The organism is Candidatus Burkholderia verschuerenii (assembly GCF_001189365.1).
Classification (GTDB): domain Bacteria; phylum Pseudomonadota; class Gammaproteobacteria; order Burkholderiales; family Burkholderiaceae; genus Caballeronia; species Caballeronia verschuerenii.
In genome coordinates, this window is the sequence record NZ_LFJJ01000115.1 from 1 (window position 1) to 17,462 (window position 17,462).

16 protein-coding genes and 4 pseudogenes are annotated in these 17,462 nt (G+C 63.3%); 6 read left to right on the forward strand and 14 right to left on the reverse strand.

The window, feature by feature from the left end; genetic code table 11:
• Positions 1–57 precede the first annotated feature (57 nt).
• From BVER_RS18390 to BVER_RS18415, 6 genes and pseudogenes are all read right to left on the reverse strand, one after another.
• On the reverse strand, positions 58–696 hold the full coding sequence (locus BVER_RS18390) for an acyl-CoA dehydrogenase family protein (protein WP_050454539.1): 639 nt from the start codon (positions 694–696) through the stop codon (positions 58–60).
• Positions 697–779: 83 nt separating this feature from the next.
• Positions 780–1,520: an enoyl-CoA hydratase/isomerase family protein gene (locus BVER_RS18395; protein WP_332309127.1), complete on the reverse strand. Its 741-nt coding sequence runs from the start codon at positions 1,518–1,520 to the stop codon at positions 780–782.
• Positions 1,517–2,272: an SDR family oxidoreductase gene (locus tag BVER_RS18400; protein WP_440588099.1), complete on the reverse strand. Its 756-nt coding sequence runs from the start codon at positions 2,270–2,272 to the stop codon at positions 1,517–1,519. Before BVER_RS18400 ends, BVER_RS18395 begins: the two co-directional genes overlap by 4 nt.
• A gap of 15 nt (positions 2,273–2,287) precedes the next feature.
• A complete protein-coding gene (locus BVER_RS18405; RefSeq protein WP_050454540.1) occupies positions 2,288–3,436 on the reverse strand; it encodes a thiolase family protein in 1,149 nt (382 codons plus the stop codon).
• Positions 3,433–3,837, reverse strand: coding sequence for a Zn-ribbon domain-containing OB-fold protein (locus BVER_RS18410; protein ID WP_050454541.1), 405 nt, complete (start codon positions 3,835–3,837; stop codon positions 3,433–3,435). Before BVER_RS18410 ends, BVER_RS18405 begins: the two co-directional genes overlap by 4 nt.
• Before the next feature lie 15 nt (positions 3,838–3,852).
• Positions 3,853–5,053: pseudogene (locus tag BVER_RS18415) on the reverse strand (acetyl-CoA C-acetyltransferase).
• A gap of 197 nt (positions 5,054–5,250) precedes the next feature.
• On the opposite strand from BVER_RS18415, the gene BVER_RS18420 reads away from it, so the two are divergent.
• Positions 5,251–6,075: an enoyl-CoA hydratase/isomerase family protein gene (locus BVER_RS18420; RefSeq protein ID WP_050454542.1), complete on the forward strand. Its 825-nt coding sequence runs from the start codon at positions 5,251–5,253 to the stop codon at positions 6,073–6,075.
• Positions 6,076–6,103: 28 nt separating this feature from the next.
• Here BVER_RS18420 and BVER_RS18425 read toward each other — a convergent pair whose 3' ends face one another.
• The gene (locus tag BVER_RS18425; protein WP_050454548.1) at positions 6,104–8,794 is read right to left on the reverse strand and encodes a winged helix-turn-helix domain-containing protein; all 2,691 of its coding nucleotides are present in this window, start codon (positions 8,792–8,794) and stop codon (positions 6,104–6,106) included.
• On the opposite strand from BVER_RS18425, the gene BVER_RS34120 reads away from it, so the two are divergent.
• Positions 8,793–9,098, forward strand: a complete 306-nt coding sequence (locus BVER_RS34120; protein ID WP_232316630.1) for a hypothetical protein — start codon at positions 8,793–8,795, stop codon at positions 9,096–9,098. The two genes, BVER_RS18425 and BVER_RS34120, sit on opposite strands and share 2 nt — an antisense overlap.
• 121 nt (positions 9,099–9,219) lie before the next feature.
• Here the strand turns inward: BVER_RS34120 and BVER_RS18430 are convergent, their stop codons facing one another.
• The 6 genes and pseudogenes from BVER_RS18430 to BVER_RS32660 form a co-directional block, all read right to left on the reverse strand.
• Positions 9,220–10,374 (reverse strand): CaiB/BaiF CoA transferase family protein, encoded by a 1,155-nt coding sequence (locus tag BVER_RS18430; RefSeq protein ID WP_050454543.1) that lies wholly within the window; start codon positions 10,372–10,374, stop codon positions 9,220–9,222.
• A gap of 222 nt (positions 10,375–10,596) precedes the next feature.
• Positions 10,597–10,827: a hypothetical protein gene (locus BVER_RS34125; protein ID WP_232316631.1), complete on the reverse strand. Its 231-nt coding sequence runs from the start codon at positions 10,825–10,827 to the stop codon at positions 10,597–10,599.
• 238 nt (positions 10,828–11,065) lie between these two features.
• Positions 11,066–11,465 (reverse strand): annotated as a pseudogene (locus tag BVER_RS36485) (transposase); the annotation flags it as partial.
• Positions 11,466–12,283: 818 nt separating this feature from the next.
• Complete coding sequence (locus tag BVER_RS18440; protein ID WP_050454549.1) at positions 12,284–12,988, reverse strand: DUF899 family protein; 705 nt, start codon at positions 12,986–12,988, stop codon at positions 12,284–12,286.
• A 30-nt stretch (positions 12,989–13,018) separates the two neighbouring features.
• Positions 13,019–13,678, reverse strand: coding sequence for a glutathione S-transferase family protein (locus tag BVER_RS18445; RefSeq protein ID WP_050454545.1), 660 nt, complete (start codon positions 13,676–13,678; stop codon positions 13,019–13,021).
• Complete coding sequence (locus BVER_RS32660; protein ID WP_198155296.1) at positions 13,675–13,899, reverse strand: hypothetical protein; 225 nt, start codon at positions 13,897–13,899, stop codon at positions 13,675–13,677. The genes BVER_RS18445 and BVER_RS32660 overlap by 4 nt, the downstream gene beginning before the upstream one ends.
• A gap of 53 nt (positions 13,900–13,952) precedes the next feature.
• Here BVER_RS32660 and BVER_RS18450 point away from each other — a divergent pair, with 53 nt between their 5' ends.
• On the forward strand, positions 13,953–14,495 hold the full coding sequence (locus tag BVER_RS18450; protein WP_050454546.1) for a response regulator: 543 nt from the start codon (positions 13,953–13,955) through the stop codon (positions 14,493–14,495).
• A 12-nt stretch (positions 14,496–14,507) separates the two neighbouring features.
• On the opposite strand, the gene BVER_RS18455 is transcribed toward BVER_RS18450, so the two are convergent.
• Entirely contained in the window at positions 14,508–14,825 is a 318-nt protein-coding gene (locus BVER_RS18455; RefSeq protein ID WP_050454547.1) for a hypothetical protein, read from the reverse strand.
• 202 nt (positions 14,826–15,027) lie between these two features.
• Between BVER_RS18455 and BVER_RS32665 the strand changes: the two genes are divergently transcribed.
• The 3 genes and pseudogenes from BVER_RS32665 to nudC form a co-directional block, all read left to right on the forward strand.
• Positions 15,028–15,180, forward strand: a complete 153-nt coding sequence (locus tag BVER_RS32665) for a hypothetical protein (protein ID WP_198155297.1) — start codon at positions 15,028–15,030, stop codon at positions 15,178–15,180.
• 84 nt (positions 15,181–15,264) lie between these two features.
• A pseudogene (locus BVER_RS18460) lies at positions 15,265–15,973 on the forward strand (MgtC/SapB family protein).
• A gap of 242 nt (positions 15,974–16,215) precedes the next feature.
• Positions 16,216–17,157, forward strand: a pseudogene (gene nudC, locus BVER_RS18465) (NAD(+) diphosphatase); the annotation flags it as partial.
• Between the last annotated feature and the right edge of the window lie 305 nt (positions 17,158–17,462).

A 17,462-nucleotide genomic window follows, 5' to 3' on the forward strand; every position in this document is an offset into this window, starting at 1 on the left:
CTCAACGTCATGCCTCAACCTCTACTCGTGCGCTGCAGACCTGGCTGAGATGTGCGTTTACGTCTGCACCAGACTGCGTCGTTGGGTCCATTCCGGCAAATTCAATTTTGCAGGCCCGACTACTTCGCTGCGGTCCACCAGCGCGCGGCGCGTGACCGGCTTGCCGTTGTCATCGGCGCCTATCGTGCAGGAAACGTTGATCACATCCGCGATGGACGCATTGGTGATCCACATCTTGCAGCCGGTGAGATAAGCGTCCTCGCCTTCCATCTCGAGGCGCGTACGGATCGCGCCCGAATCGGAGCCCGCGTTCGCTTCCGTATTCGCCGTGCAGGCGATCTTTCGGCCCGCAATCAGATCGGGCAAATAGCGATCGCGAATCGCGTCCGGACAACCGAGGTGAATGCGCAGGATCGTGCCTTCGTGCGACGCTAGCGACAACGCGACGACCGGCGGAAGTTGCTCCAGAATCATGCCGTAATCGAGCATCTTCAAACCACCGCCGCCCGCCTCGACAGGCAAGCGCGGCGCGGTGATGCCAAGCTCGGCAAACTCCTTGAAAATCTCGAGCATGGCCGACTTCGGCAGCGGCCTGTCTTTGGGATGCCGTTCGAGTATCGGATCGATGCGCAATTGGACCATGCGCTTCGCCGCCGATACCATCAGCGCCTGATCTTCCGTGGGGGTGAAATTCATCGCTTTCCTCGCATTTTGGTCGTCACGAACCGCGATAGATCGGCTCGCGTTTCTCCGCGAAAGCCGTCCGCCCTTCGATCCGGTCATCGCTGTCGCGCAACAAGCCCCATTGCAGATTCGCTTGCGCGACGAAATCGCGCGGCATCAAATGTGCGGTTTGTATGGCAAGCTGTTTGACCACCTGCACCGCGAGCGGCCCATTGGCCGCAATGCGCGGCAAGCTGCAAAGCGAAGGAAAGCAGATCGGTCGCAGGAACGACGTCGCTCACCAGACCGATGCGCAAAGCCTCGGCCGCATCGATACGCTCGCCCGTCAAGGCAAGCTTCATGGCGTGCGCGGCAGGGATGGCGCGCAGAAGATACTGGACACCGCCGCATGCCGGCACGCTCGCCACCTTCACTTCGGGCAGACCGAAACTCGCGGTATCCGAAGCAACGCGCAAATCGCATTGCAGCGCGAGCTCCATTCCGCCGCCCAGGCAGTACCCGTTGACGGCGGCGATCATCGGCTTCCAGATCTCGAGATCGGAGAAGTCGAGCAGGCGCGTATATCCGCCTTGCATCGACTCGGCGCGACGGCTCTTCAGCGCGCCCGACGCGAAACCCTGTTCCGGCGGCAAGGTGGCTTTCAGATTGGCGCCCGTGCAAAAGGCCCGATCGCCCGCGCCCGTAATGACGATGGCGCGTACTGCATCGTCGTCCTGACACTTCGAGAGGCATGCGCGCAGGTCGTAAAGCTCGTCGACGGTCAGCGCGTTCATCGACTTGGGCGCGTCGAGCGTCAGAACGGCGACGCTCTTCTCCATCCTGAAATGAACGGTCATGGCTCGCTCCTCATACGCTCGGGCTCGACAACGAACGGCCGCCGCACACATACAAGGTCTGTCCGGTGATGTACGACGCATCCCGACTGGTGAACATTGCGACTGCATGCGCAACGTCTTCGGGTCGTCCGATAAACCGGCACCGTCGCCTTCAATCTGTCGCGCTGTTCGTCGGTATAAGTCGCCATAAGCGGCGTTTCGACGATGCCCGGCGCAATCGCGTTGACCGTCACGCCATTCTTCGCCAGTTCGATAGCAAGCGAACGCGTCAAGCTGACCACGCCGCCCTTCGCTGCCGAGTAGTTCGACTGTCCGAAGCCATCGAGCCATGCGCGCGACGAAATGTTGACGATGCGTCCATAGCTCTGTTCGATCATGCCCGGCACCACTGCATGAGCGCAGAGGAATTGCGATTTGAGATTGACGTCGATGACGAAATCCCAGTCTTCCTCGCTCATCTTGATGAAGCGCTTGTCGCGCGTCACGCCCGCGTTATTGACGAGAATGTCAGGCGTCTTCCAGCGAGTCGTGATGTCCGCAACCGCGTCACGGACTTGCGACGACTGCGTAACGTACACGCGCAAGCCCATGATGCGATCGCGCGCATCATCCATGTTCGATACGAGCGAGTCGAGGGCCGCGCCGTTCAGATCAAAGACGGCGACCGCATGTCCCTTGTCGAGCAACATTCTGGTAATGCCTAGCCCGATGCCCTGCGCGCCGCCGGTCACGATGGCGATTTGCCTGTCCATGTGAGAACGTTCCTTTCAATGTCCGAGGATATGAACCGCCGACGCCGCGTGATCCACACCGGCGATGCCGCCGCCCGTGCATTGCGTCAGCGCCAGCGTGGCGTTCTTGATCTGCCTGTCTCCGGCACGGCCTTCCAGTTGCCAGGCGGCTTCGACCATTTGCGCGACGCCCGTCGCGCCAAGCGGATGGCCTTTCGCCAGCAATCCGCCGCTTGGATTCACGGGCACGCGCCCACCGAGACGCGTTGCACCCGAGCGCAACAGGTCATGCGCCTCGCCACGCGCGCACAACCCAAGCGCGTTGTAATAGATGAGTTCGGCAATCGTGAACGCGTCGTGCAGTTCGACCATGCTCAGATCGGACGGCGTGACCCCTGCTTCGCGATAAGCGAGCCGGGCGGCGCGCGCCGTAATCTCGGCGGCGAGGATGTTTTCTGTGCCGCTCTCCTGTCTGCCCGACTGCACGACCGATGCAAGCACGCGCACCGGTCGCGTGCGCTTCATCGGACGCTTGATCGTAAGAACGAGTGCCGCAGCGTCATCGACGGCTGACGGGCAGCATTGCAGCAACGTAAGCGGATCGAACACCATGCGCGACGACATCACTTCGTCGACGGTGGTTTCGGTCTTCGTCTGCGCATACGGATTGAGTTTGCCGTGACGGCGGTTTTTCACCGCGACTTCGGCGAGCACTTCGGGCTTCACGCCGAACTCGTGCAGATAGCGCGTGGCGCGCATGGCGTAGATCGCCGGCAGCGTGAGGCCCGCACGCACGTACAACTCGGTCATGTAGTCGTTACGCTGCAAGGGCAATGCGCCGCCACCGAGCGCAGTCAGTTGCTCCGACCCCAGCACGACCACCGTGTCGTATCGGCCCGCTTCGAGCGCGTGGATGGCCAGATGCACGCCTGTCGCGCCGCTCGCGCACGCGTTCTCGACGTTATAGACGGCCGGACCGGTCGCGCCCATATCGCGCAGCAGCACCTGGCCTAGCACCATGCCGCCGAAGACGTTTGCTGTGTAGTACGCCTGCACGTCTCCCTGTTCGACGTTCGCGTCGACGAGTGCATCGGCGACGGCACGCTGGGCGAGATCCTGCATCCACCCGTCGTATCGTCCGAACGGCGTCATCGCGACGCCTGCGATATAGATCGGCTGCTTCATGATTGCGCACGCTCCTTCAGTTCGAAGGCGTAAATTTCGCCGTCGTCGATTTCGATCAGGCGAACCTGCAACGCATCGCCGATGACGGGACGTCGTCCGTCCGGATAAATGAGGCGGCAAAAAATGCGGACGCCTTCCGGGTAATCCGCGAAGCCGAGCGGCACGGGCGGCTTGCCGGTCTTCGGGCTCGGATGCATGACGGTAAAGCTGTAGAGCGTCGGCGTGCCGGTCAGCGGAACGAGTTGCGTGCTCGCCGCAAGAGGCGACGTAGCCGGTAGCGGCGGAAAGAGCAGCACGTCGTCGATATACCGATAAGCGAGCAGCACCGTTTTCCCGTTTTCGACGCGCCAGGGACGTTGCGACGCGCTGGTCCGTTCGTCGGCTTCGGAAAGAATGTTCATGGTTTCTCCTTCTGTTCAGACCCGCTCGAGCACGGCCGCGAGCCCCTGTCCGCCGCCGATGCACATGGTTTCCAGTCCATAACGCGCGTCGCGACGTGCCATTTCGTGCAGCATGGTGGCGAGAATGCGAACGCCGGTCGCGCCGATGGGATGGCCGAGCGAAATGCCCGAGCCATTCACGTTCACGCGCGAGTCGCCTTCGAGCCGCCATTCACGCAGGCAACTCAACACCTGCACGGCGAAGGCTTCGTTGATTTCGAGCAAAGTCCATGTCGGCGAGCGTGAGGCCGATGCGCGGCAGCAATTTGGCGACGGCCGGCACGGGGCCGATGCCCATGCGCAGCGGATCGCAGCCTGCCGCTGCCCAGCCGACGAAGCGCACCATCGGCGTTGCGCCGTGCCGGGCAAGCCAGCTCTCGGATACGACGAGACAGGCGGACGCCGCATCGTTCTGTTGACAGGCGTTGCCTGCCGTGACGGTGCCGTCGCGCAGCAACGCGCGAAGCTTGCTCATAACATCCAGGCTCGCGTCCTCGCGAATGCCCTCGTCGCGCGCAAACAAAGTCGGTTCGCCTTTTTTGCTTGGCACCGGAACGGGCACGACTTCGGCGTCGAAACGACCTTCCTTCCACGCTTGAGACGCGAGTTGATGACTACGCGCGGCGAAGCGGTCGCTCTGCTCGCGGGTGATGTCGTAGTCGCGCGCGAGATTCTCAGCTGTTTCGGCAGCGCCGCCCGCCATCAGGCCGTAGCGAACGACCGGCTGCGAATTCACGCGCCCACGATCGAGGCGGTCATGAAAGGCGACATCGCTCAGACGCGCGCCCCAGCGCATCTTCGTGCTGTAGTACTCGATGTTGCTCATGCTTTCGGCGCCCGCGACCAGCACGCAATCGGCGGCATTCGACTGGATCTGCAGGGCCGCGTCGATCACGGCCTGCAAACCCGAGCCGCAGCGGCGATCGACGGCATAGCCCGGAACGTGCTCCGGCAAACACGCGAGCGACGCCGCATAGCGGCCGATGCACGGCGCCTCGCTCGACTGATAGGACTGAGCGACGATCACTTCGTCCACGGCCTCCGCCGGCGCCTGCGCGCGTTCCAGCACGGCGCGAATGACGTGGGCGGCGAGATCGGCGGCGGAGAGCGGCGCCAGCGAGCCACCGAATTTGCCGACGGGCGTACGAAGCGGTGAAACGATGAAAGCGTGTCGCATGGCGGGTTCGTCACTCGGTCCGGTTGTGTGCGCGGCGATGATGTGTCGCGATGAGGACGAGTAGACCAGCCGGGCGCTTGCAACAGCCCACCGACATTGGTGGGGACCGACCGCGCGCCCCCCATTGACGGTGGGCGGATGCACGCCCCCCGGCGACAGACTGATGCTTCGATCAGCACAACGACGAGGGCGCGTGTATGCCAAAGGAACAGATCAGATTGCGCGAGGCCACGCTGACGGTGGCCGACGGCATCGCGGAATTCGCCCACCAGCGGCCCGAAGCGCGCAATGCGTTGTCGCTCGGTTTGCGGGCGGATTACGCGGACATGCTCGGGCGCGTCGAGACGGACCGCGCGATCAGGGCGCTGATCGTGACGGGTTCAGGCGGCAGCTTCTGTGCCGGCGGTGATCTCAAATCGTTGCGAGAGGCGCGCGAACATCCCGAAGCCAACTCGCCTGACACCATCCGCCGCCGTCTCACGGATGGGCACGCGTGGCTGCAACGCTTGCGCAATCTCGAGATGCCGGTCATTGCCACCGTCGACGGACCGGCGGTCGGCGCGGGATTCTCACTCGCGCTCGCAGCCGATTTCGTGCTGGCGTCGTCGCGTGCGTTCTTCTGTATGTCGTTCGTGAAGGTCGGTCTCGTGCCCGACCTCGGCGCCGCCTACTTTCTGCCGCGCGTAATCGGGTTGAGCGCGGCCAAGGAACTCTCCATGACCGGTCGGCGGGTCGACGTCGAGGAAGCGCGCGCGCTGGGTATCGTGCATTCGGTTCACGCGCCGGATGCCTTGCAGGGCGAAGCGCATGTGTTTGCGCGCCGCTTTCTCAATGCCCCGCGCGAGGCGCAAGGTTTGACCAAGCGGCTGCTCAACCAGAGTTTCGAATCGCACTTTGCGCCGCTGGTCGATATGGAAAGCACGGCGCAAGCGGTGGCGTCGAGCGCGTCGTATCACGCGGATGCCGTTACTGCCTTTCTGGACGGACGCAAGGCCGCGTTCGATTGGGAGAGCAACCGGTGACAGCGAACGCGAGCCGTCTCGCGTCATCTCAAACTCGCAGGCCCGGCGCGCTCGGCGATGAAATATCACGCCCGTTCCAGTCCTGATCGCGCATCCGCTCGACCGCTTCGTCGCGGCCGCTCACGCCGAGCTTGCCGTAGATATTGGTCAGATGCCATTTCACCGTTTCCGGCGACAAGCCCAACACGCGCGCGATCTTCTTGGTCGATAAGGCTTCGGCGAGCAAGCGCATGACATCGAGTTTACGCTCGGACAGCGCTTTCATGCCGTCGCGGGTGCGGTTGTCGTTCACGACGCGCGGCGCGGCGGCCTGAAGACGCTCGACGTAAAAGGCGAGCACGGAATCGAACGGCTCTTGCCGCGCCAGCTCTGCAATGAGATCGAGCGCGGAAACATCGGCGTCGATAAGCGTGCGCATCAGGCCCATGCGATGCCCCATCGTCAGCGCGATCAGTGCATTGGCACGCGCGCTATCGCCGCGTCCGAGCTTTCTGTCAACCACAGCGCGCTGCAATCGCAATTGCGCGACGTGTCCCTGACGGCCGTGCCGCTCGCAATACGCGATCAGCGTATCGAGTTGCATCGCTGCCTGTTCGAGATCGCCCGTCGCCATACCGAAGCGGATTTCCGCTGCGCGTGCGGCGTAGCGCAAGCCGTCGAAACAGCCTTCATCGCGCGCGGGTGCGTTCGCGACCAGCACCTGTAAGCGCTCCAGACACGCCTGAGCCACGTTGAATTCGTCGTTACACAGACGTCTGAAGACCTGCGCGGCCAGGCTCGCGCCGACCAGCCGGGGCAGGTTGCACGCCGTGCCGTAATCCTCCAGCCGTTCGAGCCACGCGAACGTTTCCAGCCGATGCCCCGCCGCCCAATGCGCGCTCGAGAGCACCAACATGCCGCGCAACGCCACATCCGCGACAGCGATGCGTTCGAACACATCGCCACGGCGCTCCAGCAACTCGCGCACGGCATCGTCGCGCGTCTGTTCGTGCAAGGCTTCGCCGAGCAAGGTGGCCGCTATGCAGGCAGGCTGATTCGCCGCGCGGCCGTGACGTTCGGCATCGCGCAGCACCGCGCGATAGATGCGCTCGGCCTGCGTCATCTGGCCTTCGAACGCGTAACTCAGGCCGACGAAGCAACGGCCCATCAGCACGCCCGCGCCGGTGCCGATAAGCGGCCCGCCGTCCGCATCGCAGGGGCCGAAATCGACGTTTTGTATGCCGCGCGCCGCCTCGAATGCGCCGCGCTGCATGTAGATCCACGACAGCACGTTGTTGCGGCCGGCGATCGTCACGGCATCGGCATTGGTCGGCGGCATCAGGAGCTTCGGGAGCAAGGCCATCGCGGCATTCGCGTCGTCCCGCTGAATAGCGAGCGCCGCGCGCAGCACCAGCACCAGCACCGTAAAGCGATCTGCGGACGCTTGGTACGGCAGATCGGCCTCGAGCGCGGCGAGACTTGCCGCGCAGGCGTCGGATTCCATATGAAATAGCTGCTGACGCGCCATCCAAATGCGCAGATTCAGACTCGCCTGCACTTGCGCGGACGTCAGTTGCCGGACCAGCGAAGCGAGCGTGCGCATCTGCCCGGTGAGAAACAGCGATTGCGCGCACTGCTCGATAAGCGCCGCCGCGCGCGCCGGTTCGCCGGCCTTCAACGCGTGATGCACCGCCTCGCCGAGATGGCCGTGCTCCAGAAACCATTGCCGCGCGCACGCGTGAACCTCGCGACGCGTGCCGTCGCTCCAGCTTTCGAAGCGCTCCAGCAGCGTTTGCTGCAACAGCGGATGCAGGCGATACCACGTTTCCTGCCCGCGCTCGTTCAGCGGCGTGATAAACAGGTTATCGCTTTCCAGACGTTCGAGCAACAGTGCGATGCCCGCACGATCCATCACGTCGCGCACGAACAGCGCCGCGCACAGCGATGCGCAGAACCGGTCGCACGCCGCCGCGCGCGTGAGCAGATCGAGCTCGGTCGGACGTAGCTTCGACAGCACTTCGCGCTCGAAATAGGTAGCGAAAGTGCGGGCGTCGCGCACTTGCTCCTGAATCGCCAGATCGATCGCGCCGGAACTCGCGCCGCGCCGCTTTTTCTTCAGACTCAGCGAAAAAAGTCGCAGGCCGGACACCCAGCCATCGGTGAGATCGTTGAGACGGCGCGCGCTGGCCGCATCGACATCGCCGAGTTGCGCCTTGAGGAAGCTCTCCGCCTCGTCGGGTTGAAAGCGCAGATCGCCGAGGTTCAGTTCGAGCGCCTGCTCTTCCGCACGCAGGCGATCCATCGACAGCGGAATCGGCCCGCGCGAGGCCAACGCCAGATGCAGGTTGGCCGGCGCATAGTCGAGCAACCACTGAAGCGCTTCGAGAATGCGCGGGTCCGTGAGATGGTGCAGGTCGTCGAGCGCGATCACCACTTCGTGACGATGATTCACCACGCCGCGCACCAGCGCGATCACGGTGCGTTCGACATCGTCGCGGCCACGGACGTAGCCTTGCAGCAGCATTGCATCGTGCGAAATGGCCGGATCGACCCGGGCCACGCTCGAGAGCAGATAGTCGAGCCACACGGCCGGATCGTTGTCGGCGGGATCGAGCGAAAGCCACGCGACGTCATAGCCGAAAGGCGCGAGCGCGCGGCACCAGGCTGCCAGCGTGGTAGTCTTGCCGTAGCCCGCCGGGCTTTGCAACACGAAGCAGCGGCGACGACGCTCGGCGGTCATGCGCGACAACAACCGCTCCCGCGCCGCGATGCGTCGATTGCTGCACGGCACGGTCAATTTGCTGCTGACGAGCGGCTTGAGCGCCGCTGCATCCAAACCTTCGAGAAACCTTTCCGGACTGACTGACATGCTGGCGCTTCGCCCCCTCATTCCTCATACGCTCGACGCCCGCCTGCTCGAGCGTATGCTCGCTTTCCGGGCGGCGCTGTGCCGGCGGACACATCGGTCCGATCGCCCTTACCGTACACCGACCGCGCCGGTCGTCGCCATAGAGGTTGTTCCGGGCTATCGGCCGATCGGCTGAGCAAAATGTCCGTGCATGAGCGATTCTTTCGTCAGCAATCCCAAGCGAAACAACGTATTAGCCTCGATACGTTAAATTTTGTCTCGGCCGCCGAATTGGCCATTTGGCCGATGCGCATCGTTCACGCTCCGAAGCCGAGGCCACCGGCACGCATGGCGTCGATCTGCGCGCGATCGAAACCCCACGCCTGCAATGCCACGCCGCCGCCTTCGCCGCGCGCGGGCGCACGCGCAGCAAGCGCGGAAGGCGTAGAGGAAAAACGCGGCGCCGGAGCCGGCACGACTGCGCCGCCATACTCGGCGAAGCTGCCACGCGCCACATGATGCGGATGCGTCGGCGCCTCCGAGAAACTCAGCACGGGTGCGACGCACGCATCGGAGCCATCGAACACGGTGCACCATTCGGCGCGCGTGCGGGTGGCGAAAGTTTCGGTGAAGCGTGCGCGCAGAATCGGCCAGCCGCTGCGATCGTGCTGCCCGGACAGGTTCGCATCGGCAAGATCGAGCTTGTCGAGCAGTTCGGCGTAGAAACGCGCTTCCACCGCGCCCACGGCCATATAGTGACCGTCTTTCGTGCGATAGCTGTCGTACCACGGCGTGCCGCCATCGAGCAGATTGCTCTCGCGCGTCTCGCGCCAGTTGCCTGCTGCGAGTTGCCCCCAGAAGACCGAGCCCAGTTGCGCCGCGCCTTCGGACATGGCCGCGTCGACGACCTGACCCGCGCCACCGCGCTGCACGTTGGACAGCGCGGCGATCACGCCGAGCGCGAGCAGCATGCCGCCGCCACCGTAATCGCCGACGAGATTGAGCGGCGGCACCGGTGCTTCGCCCGCGCGCCCGATGCCCGACAGCACGCCGGACAACGCGATGTAGTTCAGGTCGTGCCCGGCGCGCAAGGCAAGCGGCCCCGTCTGCCCCCAACCGGTCATGCGGCCATAGACGAGCTTCGGATGGTGTGCGAGCGCGATATCGGGACCGAGCCCGAGACGCTCCATCGTGCCGGGACGAAAGCCTTCGACGACGATATCCGCGCGCGACATCAGTTCGAGCGCGGCATGCGCCGCCTCCGGCCGTTTGAGGTCGAGCGTGACCGAGCGACGCCCGCGACCAGTCAGGTCGAAGCGCTCGCCATCGCTTTTAGGTCCGAGATCAGTCGCCGTAACGGGCCGGTCGATGCGCAACACGTCCGCGCCCATATCGGCGAGCAGCATGACGCCGAACGGCACCGGGCCGATCGCCTCGAATTCCAGCACGCGGATTCCGTCCAGCACTCCCATATCGCCCCTTTTCGTTCTAAAGCGCATCGCGCGCATAAGCCGAACAACACGGGCTCAGATTAAAACGGAAGGGGATGAGAGCGAACCACCCATTAACGGTGGGCCGGAACGGACGAGAGACCACTACTCTGGATGAGATAGCAGGACGTGACGCGCACGCCCTCGCTCACCAACTAGATGCGCTAGACAACGGCAACAACGGGAGGAACAGGAAGCGACAGATCAGCCACGCACATCGGCGGCGACCCGCACCGGCGCGATATCGTCGGCGTTTTCGTCATTGGACGCACGCGCCATGCTCATGGCCACGCGCTGCACGGCACGTTCCGTTTCCGGACGCGTCGCCTGGGAAGCGATCCAGCGTTTCGACCATTCGAGCGCGTAATCGCGAGCCTCGTCGGCGGTGTCGAAACGCAGGCCGATTGAGCCCCGAACGCTCGACGCGCTGCCCATCCTTCACGATCTCCGCCCAGCCACGGAACATGTCGCCCGAAACCGTGCGCGCGATCGGATAGATGGTGTAGCCGCGCGCATCGCCCACGGGAGCGACCGTCGGCTCGAACGGCACCGGCGCCTCGAAGGAGCGCACAGGACGCGGCGAGCGCACGAGCGTCGTGGCAGGCGTGGTGGCCTGCGCGACGTCGCGCGCGTTCGGCAGCCGGCGCGGCGTGGCAAGACTGTTGAACGGCAGCGCGTTCGGCGAGCGCCACGAATCGGGGTTTTGCCAGAACACGGCCGCGCAGGCGGTCGCATTCGTAGGCCTCCGGTTCGGGGCGCTGCACCGGCTCGACCGATCGTTGACGCGGCACGTAGGCGAACGAACGTCCGCTCAGGGCCAGCGTCTCGACGATTTCGAGCAGCGTGCCGTTGTGCTGCCATTCGACGAAACGGCGACGGCAGGTAGGCGCCGTCGGGTAGTGGCTCGGCAGTCGAGACCACGTCTCGCCAGTCGTAAGAATCCATAGAACAGCATTGACGATGGTGCGTGGGTGCGCCTTCGGTCGGCCCCGGCGATGCTCGCGCACCTCGGTTTCGCCTATCAGCCCGGAGACCTTCGCCCATTCTTCATTGCTGAGTTCGCTAAAAAACATTGCTTCGCTCCATGCAGCCGACTTCGCTGCGGATAACTCGCCCGTCACGCCTATTCGACTAAGCCGATATAATCCCGTTCAGCCTCGGCGCGCGTTCAAAGGATCTGAGGTTCGCGCAAACGTTTGCTCTCAAACAACAACCTGGTGCATCGGAGAATGCTTCGAGTCGGACATGGTGCATAAAACGTCCCAACTCGGCGCAAGATGCTTGGTCTCGCTCGTTTATGAAAATGCGGTGCACGAAGCATACCATTAATATGGTTTGCCCAGATGTGACAACCCGGAAAATGGAGAGATACTTGGCAGTTTTGCCGTTGGCCCTGCCGCTTTCCGACTAAAGAATAATCGCTTTTAGCAAAGAAAATAAAATCTGTGAAGGCGCGATTGAGCCGTTATGAGCGCTAACCCACACAAGCGTACAGATCGTGGGGTTCCGGACACCCTGTCCACGCCCTGCCCACGGGGCTTCACGCCAGCGCGACTTCGAATGTCCGCCACCCCAAGATAAGTCAGGCGATTACGTTCTGGCAAAAACGACTTAAATCGTAACAATTAGAATAACATTCGGGCAGGATTTACAGGCTCGGCGCTTAATAATCCCGCCTTAAAGATAATAGGTATAACGATGGTGTGTCGCGGGTATGTTAGCGATGAAAAGCTTTACCCCTGAACAGATTATAAGTCTGCCAAAAACCCGAGCTATTCTTCTGAATAATTAATCTCGTATCAGCATTATGTCCTGATATTTCCCGACCGTACGTTCGTTATTTGGGTAACGGCGCGCCGGCATCGCCAAACGCCGACGCGCGACTCCGGATTCAATAATCGAGTTTCGGATACCAGTCCGTTCCGCGGTCTTCGGGCGTCAGGTCGAGAATCGTCCAGATCGGCATCGGATCGGGTGCGCCGCGCGGATCCTGACCGGGATCGGCGGTCGCGAAGTCCATCTCGCCGCCCCAGAAGTGGCGGATCGCGCCGTCGCGGCGCGTGAAGACGTTGAGCGCGGGTTCGTCGCCGCCTTCCTTCGACATGCCGTAGTAGTCACGGCTGAAATTGCCGTTGAGGTCCGAGTACAGCCTGAGGTCGCGCCAGTTGCGCTCGCGCTTGAAGGCGACGAGCCGGTCCAGCGGCGAGCGCGCGATCACGGCGAGCGCCACGCGCTGTTCGATGTCGCGCGCCTCGCCCGCCCACGCGGACAGCAGCGACGTGCACATCGGGCAAGGCCGCTCGCGTTGCGGGCCGTACATGAAGCTGTACGTGACGAGCGTTTGCTTGTCGCCGAACAGGCCGGCGAAATCGACCGGGCCGCTTTCGCCTTCGAAGCGGTAATCGCCCGTGACCGCGCCGCCCGGCGGCAACGCGCGGCGCAGCGCCGCGACGCGTTCGATCTGTCGTCTAAGTTCGATTTCCTCCGCGAGCAAGGCCGTGCGCGCCCGCCGATAGTCGGCGCTTTCGTTGGGAAAGGTCACTGTGGTGCGGCGCGCCAGTTCGTCGGCGGGAACGAGAGTGCTGGATGACGTCATGTTCATGCTCCTTCGAATTGGAGAAACGGCTCAGTCGCGCTCCGGCGCGCCGAGCGGAAAGAGGCCGCGATACGGCCGCGCTTCGTCGACGGCGCGCGCGAACGACGGCCGCGCCAGCAGTCGCTTGCGATACGCGATCACATTGGCGAACCGCGTGTCGATCCGATGCGTCCAGTCCGCGTAGAACAGGAACGGCGCGGCGGCGCAATCGGCCAGGCTGAAGGCGTCGCCGGCGGCCCATTCGCGCGCGGCCATCACGCGATCGAGCCACGCGTAGGACGTCTCCAGCATAGCGCGGGCATTGTCGACACCGCGCGCATCGCGTTCGGAGGCATCGCACAGCGCGTCGGAGACGATTTTTTGCAGCGGCGTCGACACGTAATTGTCGAAGAAGCGGTCCATGAAGCGCACGTCGAGCGCGGCGCGCGGATCGTCGGGCAGCAATCGCACCGGCCCGGGATGCCTCAATCCCAAATATTCGACGATGATCGACGCTTCGATCACCGCGCGGCCGTCGTCGACGAGCACGGGAAACTTCTTCATCGGCCAGAGTTCGGTCAGCTCGCGCATGTGATCGGGCGCATCGGGTCCGAGCGTTCGATATTCGAAGGGCGTCGCGTTCTCATAAAGCGCAATCAGCACCTTCTGACAATACGAAGAAAACGGGTGGGCATACAGAGTCAAACTCATCTGGAATCCTCCGGTGACGAATCGGCCGCGTATTGATGGCTGCCTGTCAGGACGACGTTCGATACGACGGCCAATCGACACGTATCGAAAACATTTTGTTGTGCGGCGCAACCTTTCGATCCGCTAAAACGCTTATCCGGCAGGGGTTTGCGGCCGGTGCGCGATGCGTCGATCCGATTGCCGAGCCCTGCTTCCTTTGCTAACGTGCGGGCTTCAAGCATTCCGCAAGTTTCGCTCCGTCGCGCGCGGTTGCGGCATGAGACTGACTAAAAAAATGACACGCCAATACAAGATCGAGGTCGTCGTCGCCGACGACCAATCCGCCGTGCTGTCGGGCTTGCGCGACTGGTTCGAGCATCGCGAGCGCTATCGGGTAGACGGCGGCGCGACCGACGCCGCGCAACTGCTCGACACGCTGGCGCGTCACGGCGGCGATCTCGTCGTGATGAACGGCGATATCGGCGGTACGACGGAAACCGAAACGCCCGCGCCGACCGATGGTTTAACGTTGTTGCGCGAATTGCGACGGCTTCATCCGGACGTGCCGGTGGTCGTGGTCACGTCGGCCACGGATGCGTCGACGCTGCGCGCCATCCACGATGCGGGCGCGGCGGGCATCGTCGGCACGCAGGACGACATGCGCGCACTCGAACGCGTGTGCGATCGCGCGATGTCGGGCGCGACGCGCATCGCGTCCCGGCGCATCGCCGAATGGCTGAAACCGGAGACGAGCACGCACGCGGCGCGCTCGTTCGATACGCCCGCGTCGTACGGCGACGTGCGGGTGAGCGTCAAGCCGTTCACTTCGCCAGCCTGACGCCATCGCGCGCTAGGGACCGGCGCGCTGATCGGCGGAAACGGACAAATTCCTGCCGTCCTCGAAACCTTTCTCGTAGGCCTGCTGATCGAGCGCCATCATGAGCGGCTCGAGTTCGTCGACGTGCTCGCGAATCAGACGCATGAGCAGCGAAACGATGGTCGCCGGCGCCACATGCGGTCGCTCGGTCTGACCCACCGAATTGCCGAGCACCTGAATCATCGCGCGCAACGCTTGCGCGCGCTGGGTGCAGTACTCCACGAGCGTGGCTTCCTGCGTAATGATGGCTTGTCCCTTGGGGTTGACCGACACACTGACGGTTGGCCTCATGTGTTTTTCCTTTCTGTTCACCGACGTTCGAAGGTGAAGCGCCACAACGGTCAAGCCAACCAGAACATTCTGAAAATTTCGGGATACTGCGGACTCAACTTTTTTCCGGCGCGGCAGTTATGCTCGTCAATGACTGACGATCGTCAGACGTGCATGAAGGTTTCATCGCGAACGCGCCAACTTCGGCGCACGGAGAAAGATCATGAACTTCGGTCTCCTGCTGTCCCAGCTTCCCCGCGTCGACGAATCGCGCGCGCATTACGACGCGCTGCTCGACCTCCAGGTCCAGGAAACGCGCGAGCCGCGCCTGCGGGCATTCTGGCGGCACGTCAGCGCGATATTTCTGCACCGCTGAGCGCCGTCCCGACGCGTCACGCGGGCGACACATGCGCGTGAGAAAGTCGCGGGTTTATCTCCGCCGCCGCGCCCGCCCGCTCCGATGACACTCGACTTCGCCCTGCGCCTGTTCGCCGCGTTCGCGTGCGGCGTCGCCATCGGTCTCGAACGGCAGTTGCGCCAGCGCACGGCCGGCCTGCGCACCATCACGCTGGTGGCGAGCGGCGCGTGCCTGTTCGTCACGCTCGGCATGCTGACGGGCAACAGCGAGTCGGGCGTCACGCAGATCGCCGCCTACGTGGTGTCAGGCGTCGGCTTTCTGGGCGGCGGCGTGATCATGCGCGACAAGGGATCGATCCAGGGCATCAACACGGCGGCGACCTTGTGGTGCTCGGCGGCAGTCGGCGTGCTGTGGCGGCACCGGTCACTACGGCCCGGCGATCGCGGGGACGGGCGTCGTGCTAGTCACCAACACGGTGCTGCGCGAAGTGAGCCGCGTGATCAACGCGACGCCGGTATCGAGCGCCGATCTGGTGCGCGAGTACGTGCTGACGGTCATCGGGCGACAGGAGGACGAGATCCACATCCGCACGCTGCTGTCGAACGCGATGGAAACCCAGCCGCTTTCTTTCCAAAGCCTGACGAGCGAGGACATCGACGGCGAGCCGCCGCGCGTTCGCGTGACGGCGACCGTGCGGATGCATCCCAAGGATCAGGCGAAGCTCGAACGGATGGCGAGCCGCATGAACATGGAGCGCGGCGTGTCGTGGATCAGTTGGACGGCGGCGGAAGTGGAGACGGCGCCGGAGTGAGCCGGCATGCGCCAGCAAAACCACGCCAAGTTCGCTACGATGCACGACTGATCTTGCCACCGCGAACAACGACCATGCCCACGCCGCCTCATGCCATCGGTTTCACGCTCGATCCGCTCGACCGGATGTCCGACAAACGCGATGACGAAGTTTTCGTCTCCAGCCTGCGCGACGATCCCGCAACGCGCTTTCTGCTGTTCATCGACAACGTTCCGCTGTTCAAGCGCGACGACGGTCACGATCCGCTCTTCGACGCGCTCGAAGCCGCGCAGCTCGGCAAGCCCTTGCAATCGGTGCTGCTCGGACGCGACACGCACGGCCACGCGCTTTTTGCCCTGACGATCGATACTGCGCCGGATCGCCTCGCACTCGATGCGCGACCGGTGGAAGCGATCGAACTGCGTCCCGTCGCGATGCAGGGTCTGGTGTCGCCGTTTCTGATCAGCGCGCTGGGCGAAGCGCGGTCGATGCTCGACTGGCATCGGCGGCATCGCTTCTGCGCCAACTGCGGCACGCCTACCGACGATGCCGGTGCGGGCTGGCGGCGGGTTTGCGGCAACTGCAACGCGCAGCATTTTCCGCGTGTGGATCCGGTGGTCATCATGCTGGTCGCCGATGGCGATCGCTGTCTGCTCGGGCGGCAGAAGCAATTCGCGCCGGGCATGTATTCGGCGCTGGCGGGGTTCGTCGAGCCGGGCGAGACTTTTGAGCACGCGGTGTATCGGGAAGTGCTCGAGGAGGCGGGGATCCGTTGCACGGATATGCGCTATTACGCTTCGCAGCCTTGGCCGTTTCCTTCTTCGCTCATGATCGGGTGCTTTGCTCGGGCGGTGGAGACGGAGTTGACCGTTGATCTCAACGAGCTTGAGGATGCGCGCTGGTTTTCACGCGATGAGGTCGTTAGGATGCTCGATGGGACGCATGAGGACGGGCTTTCTGCGCCTAAAGGGTTGCTATTGCGCATCATTTGCTTAAGGCTTTTGCTTTGGGTGATTGAGGCGGTTGTTGTTTTGCCGATCCTGAGTTCTCTTGTCGTGCTTTCTTTTGCAGTAGCCGCCTTCCCGGCGGGGGGGGTCACTTTCTTTGCGGCGGCAAAGAAAGTGACCAAAGAAAGCCGCTTGTCCGATCCTAAGCACCTTCTTGGCCGGCCCCGGCACAGGACTTTAGACTTGGCACAGCAGTAGCGAGTGCTTTTGCGGTGTGTTTGGTTAGTGGTTCCCATGCGATTAACGCTTTCTCGCCTACCTCGGTAACGGTCCCCTTCGGCTTACTGCGGCTCGCTCGCGCGGCCGGTTTGGGGCCGTACAGGCAACCGGCAGGTGATTGGCGAAACGACCTCGAATCCGGCATCGGTTTCTTCGTTATTCGGCCCTACCTCGATTGGCGCTTCGAGTTGAAACTTGGGTTCTTCATATAAGAAAGGATTGCGAATTATTTTACGACTTAGCGGTTTTGACTACGCCCTTCGCGTCGTCGCACCCCCTCCGCC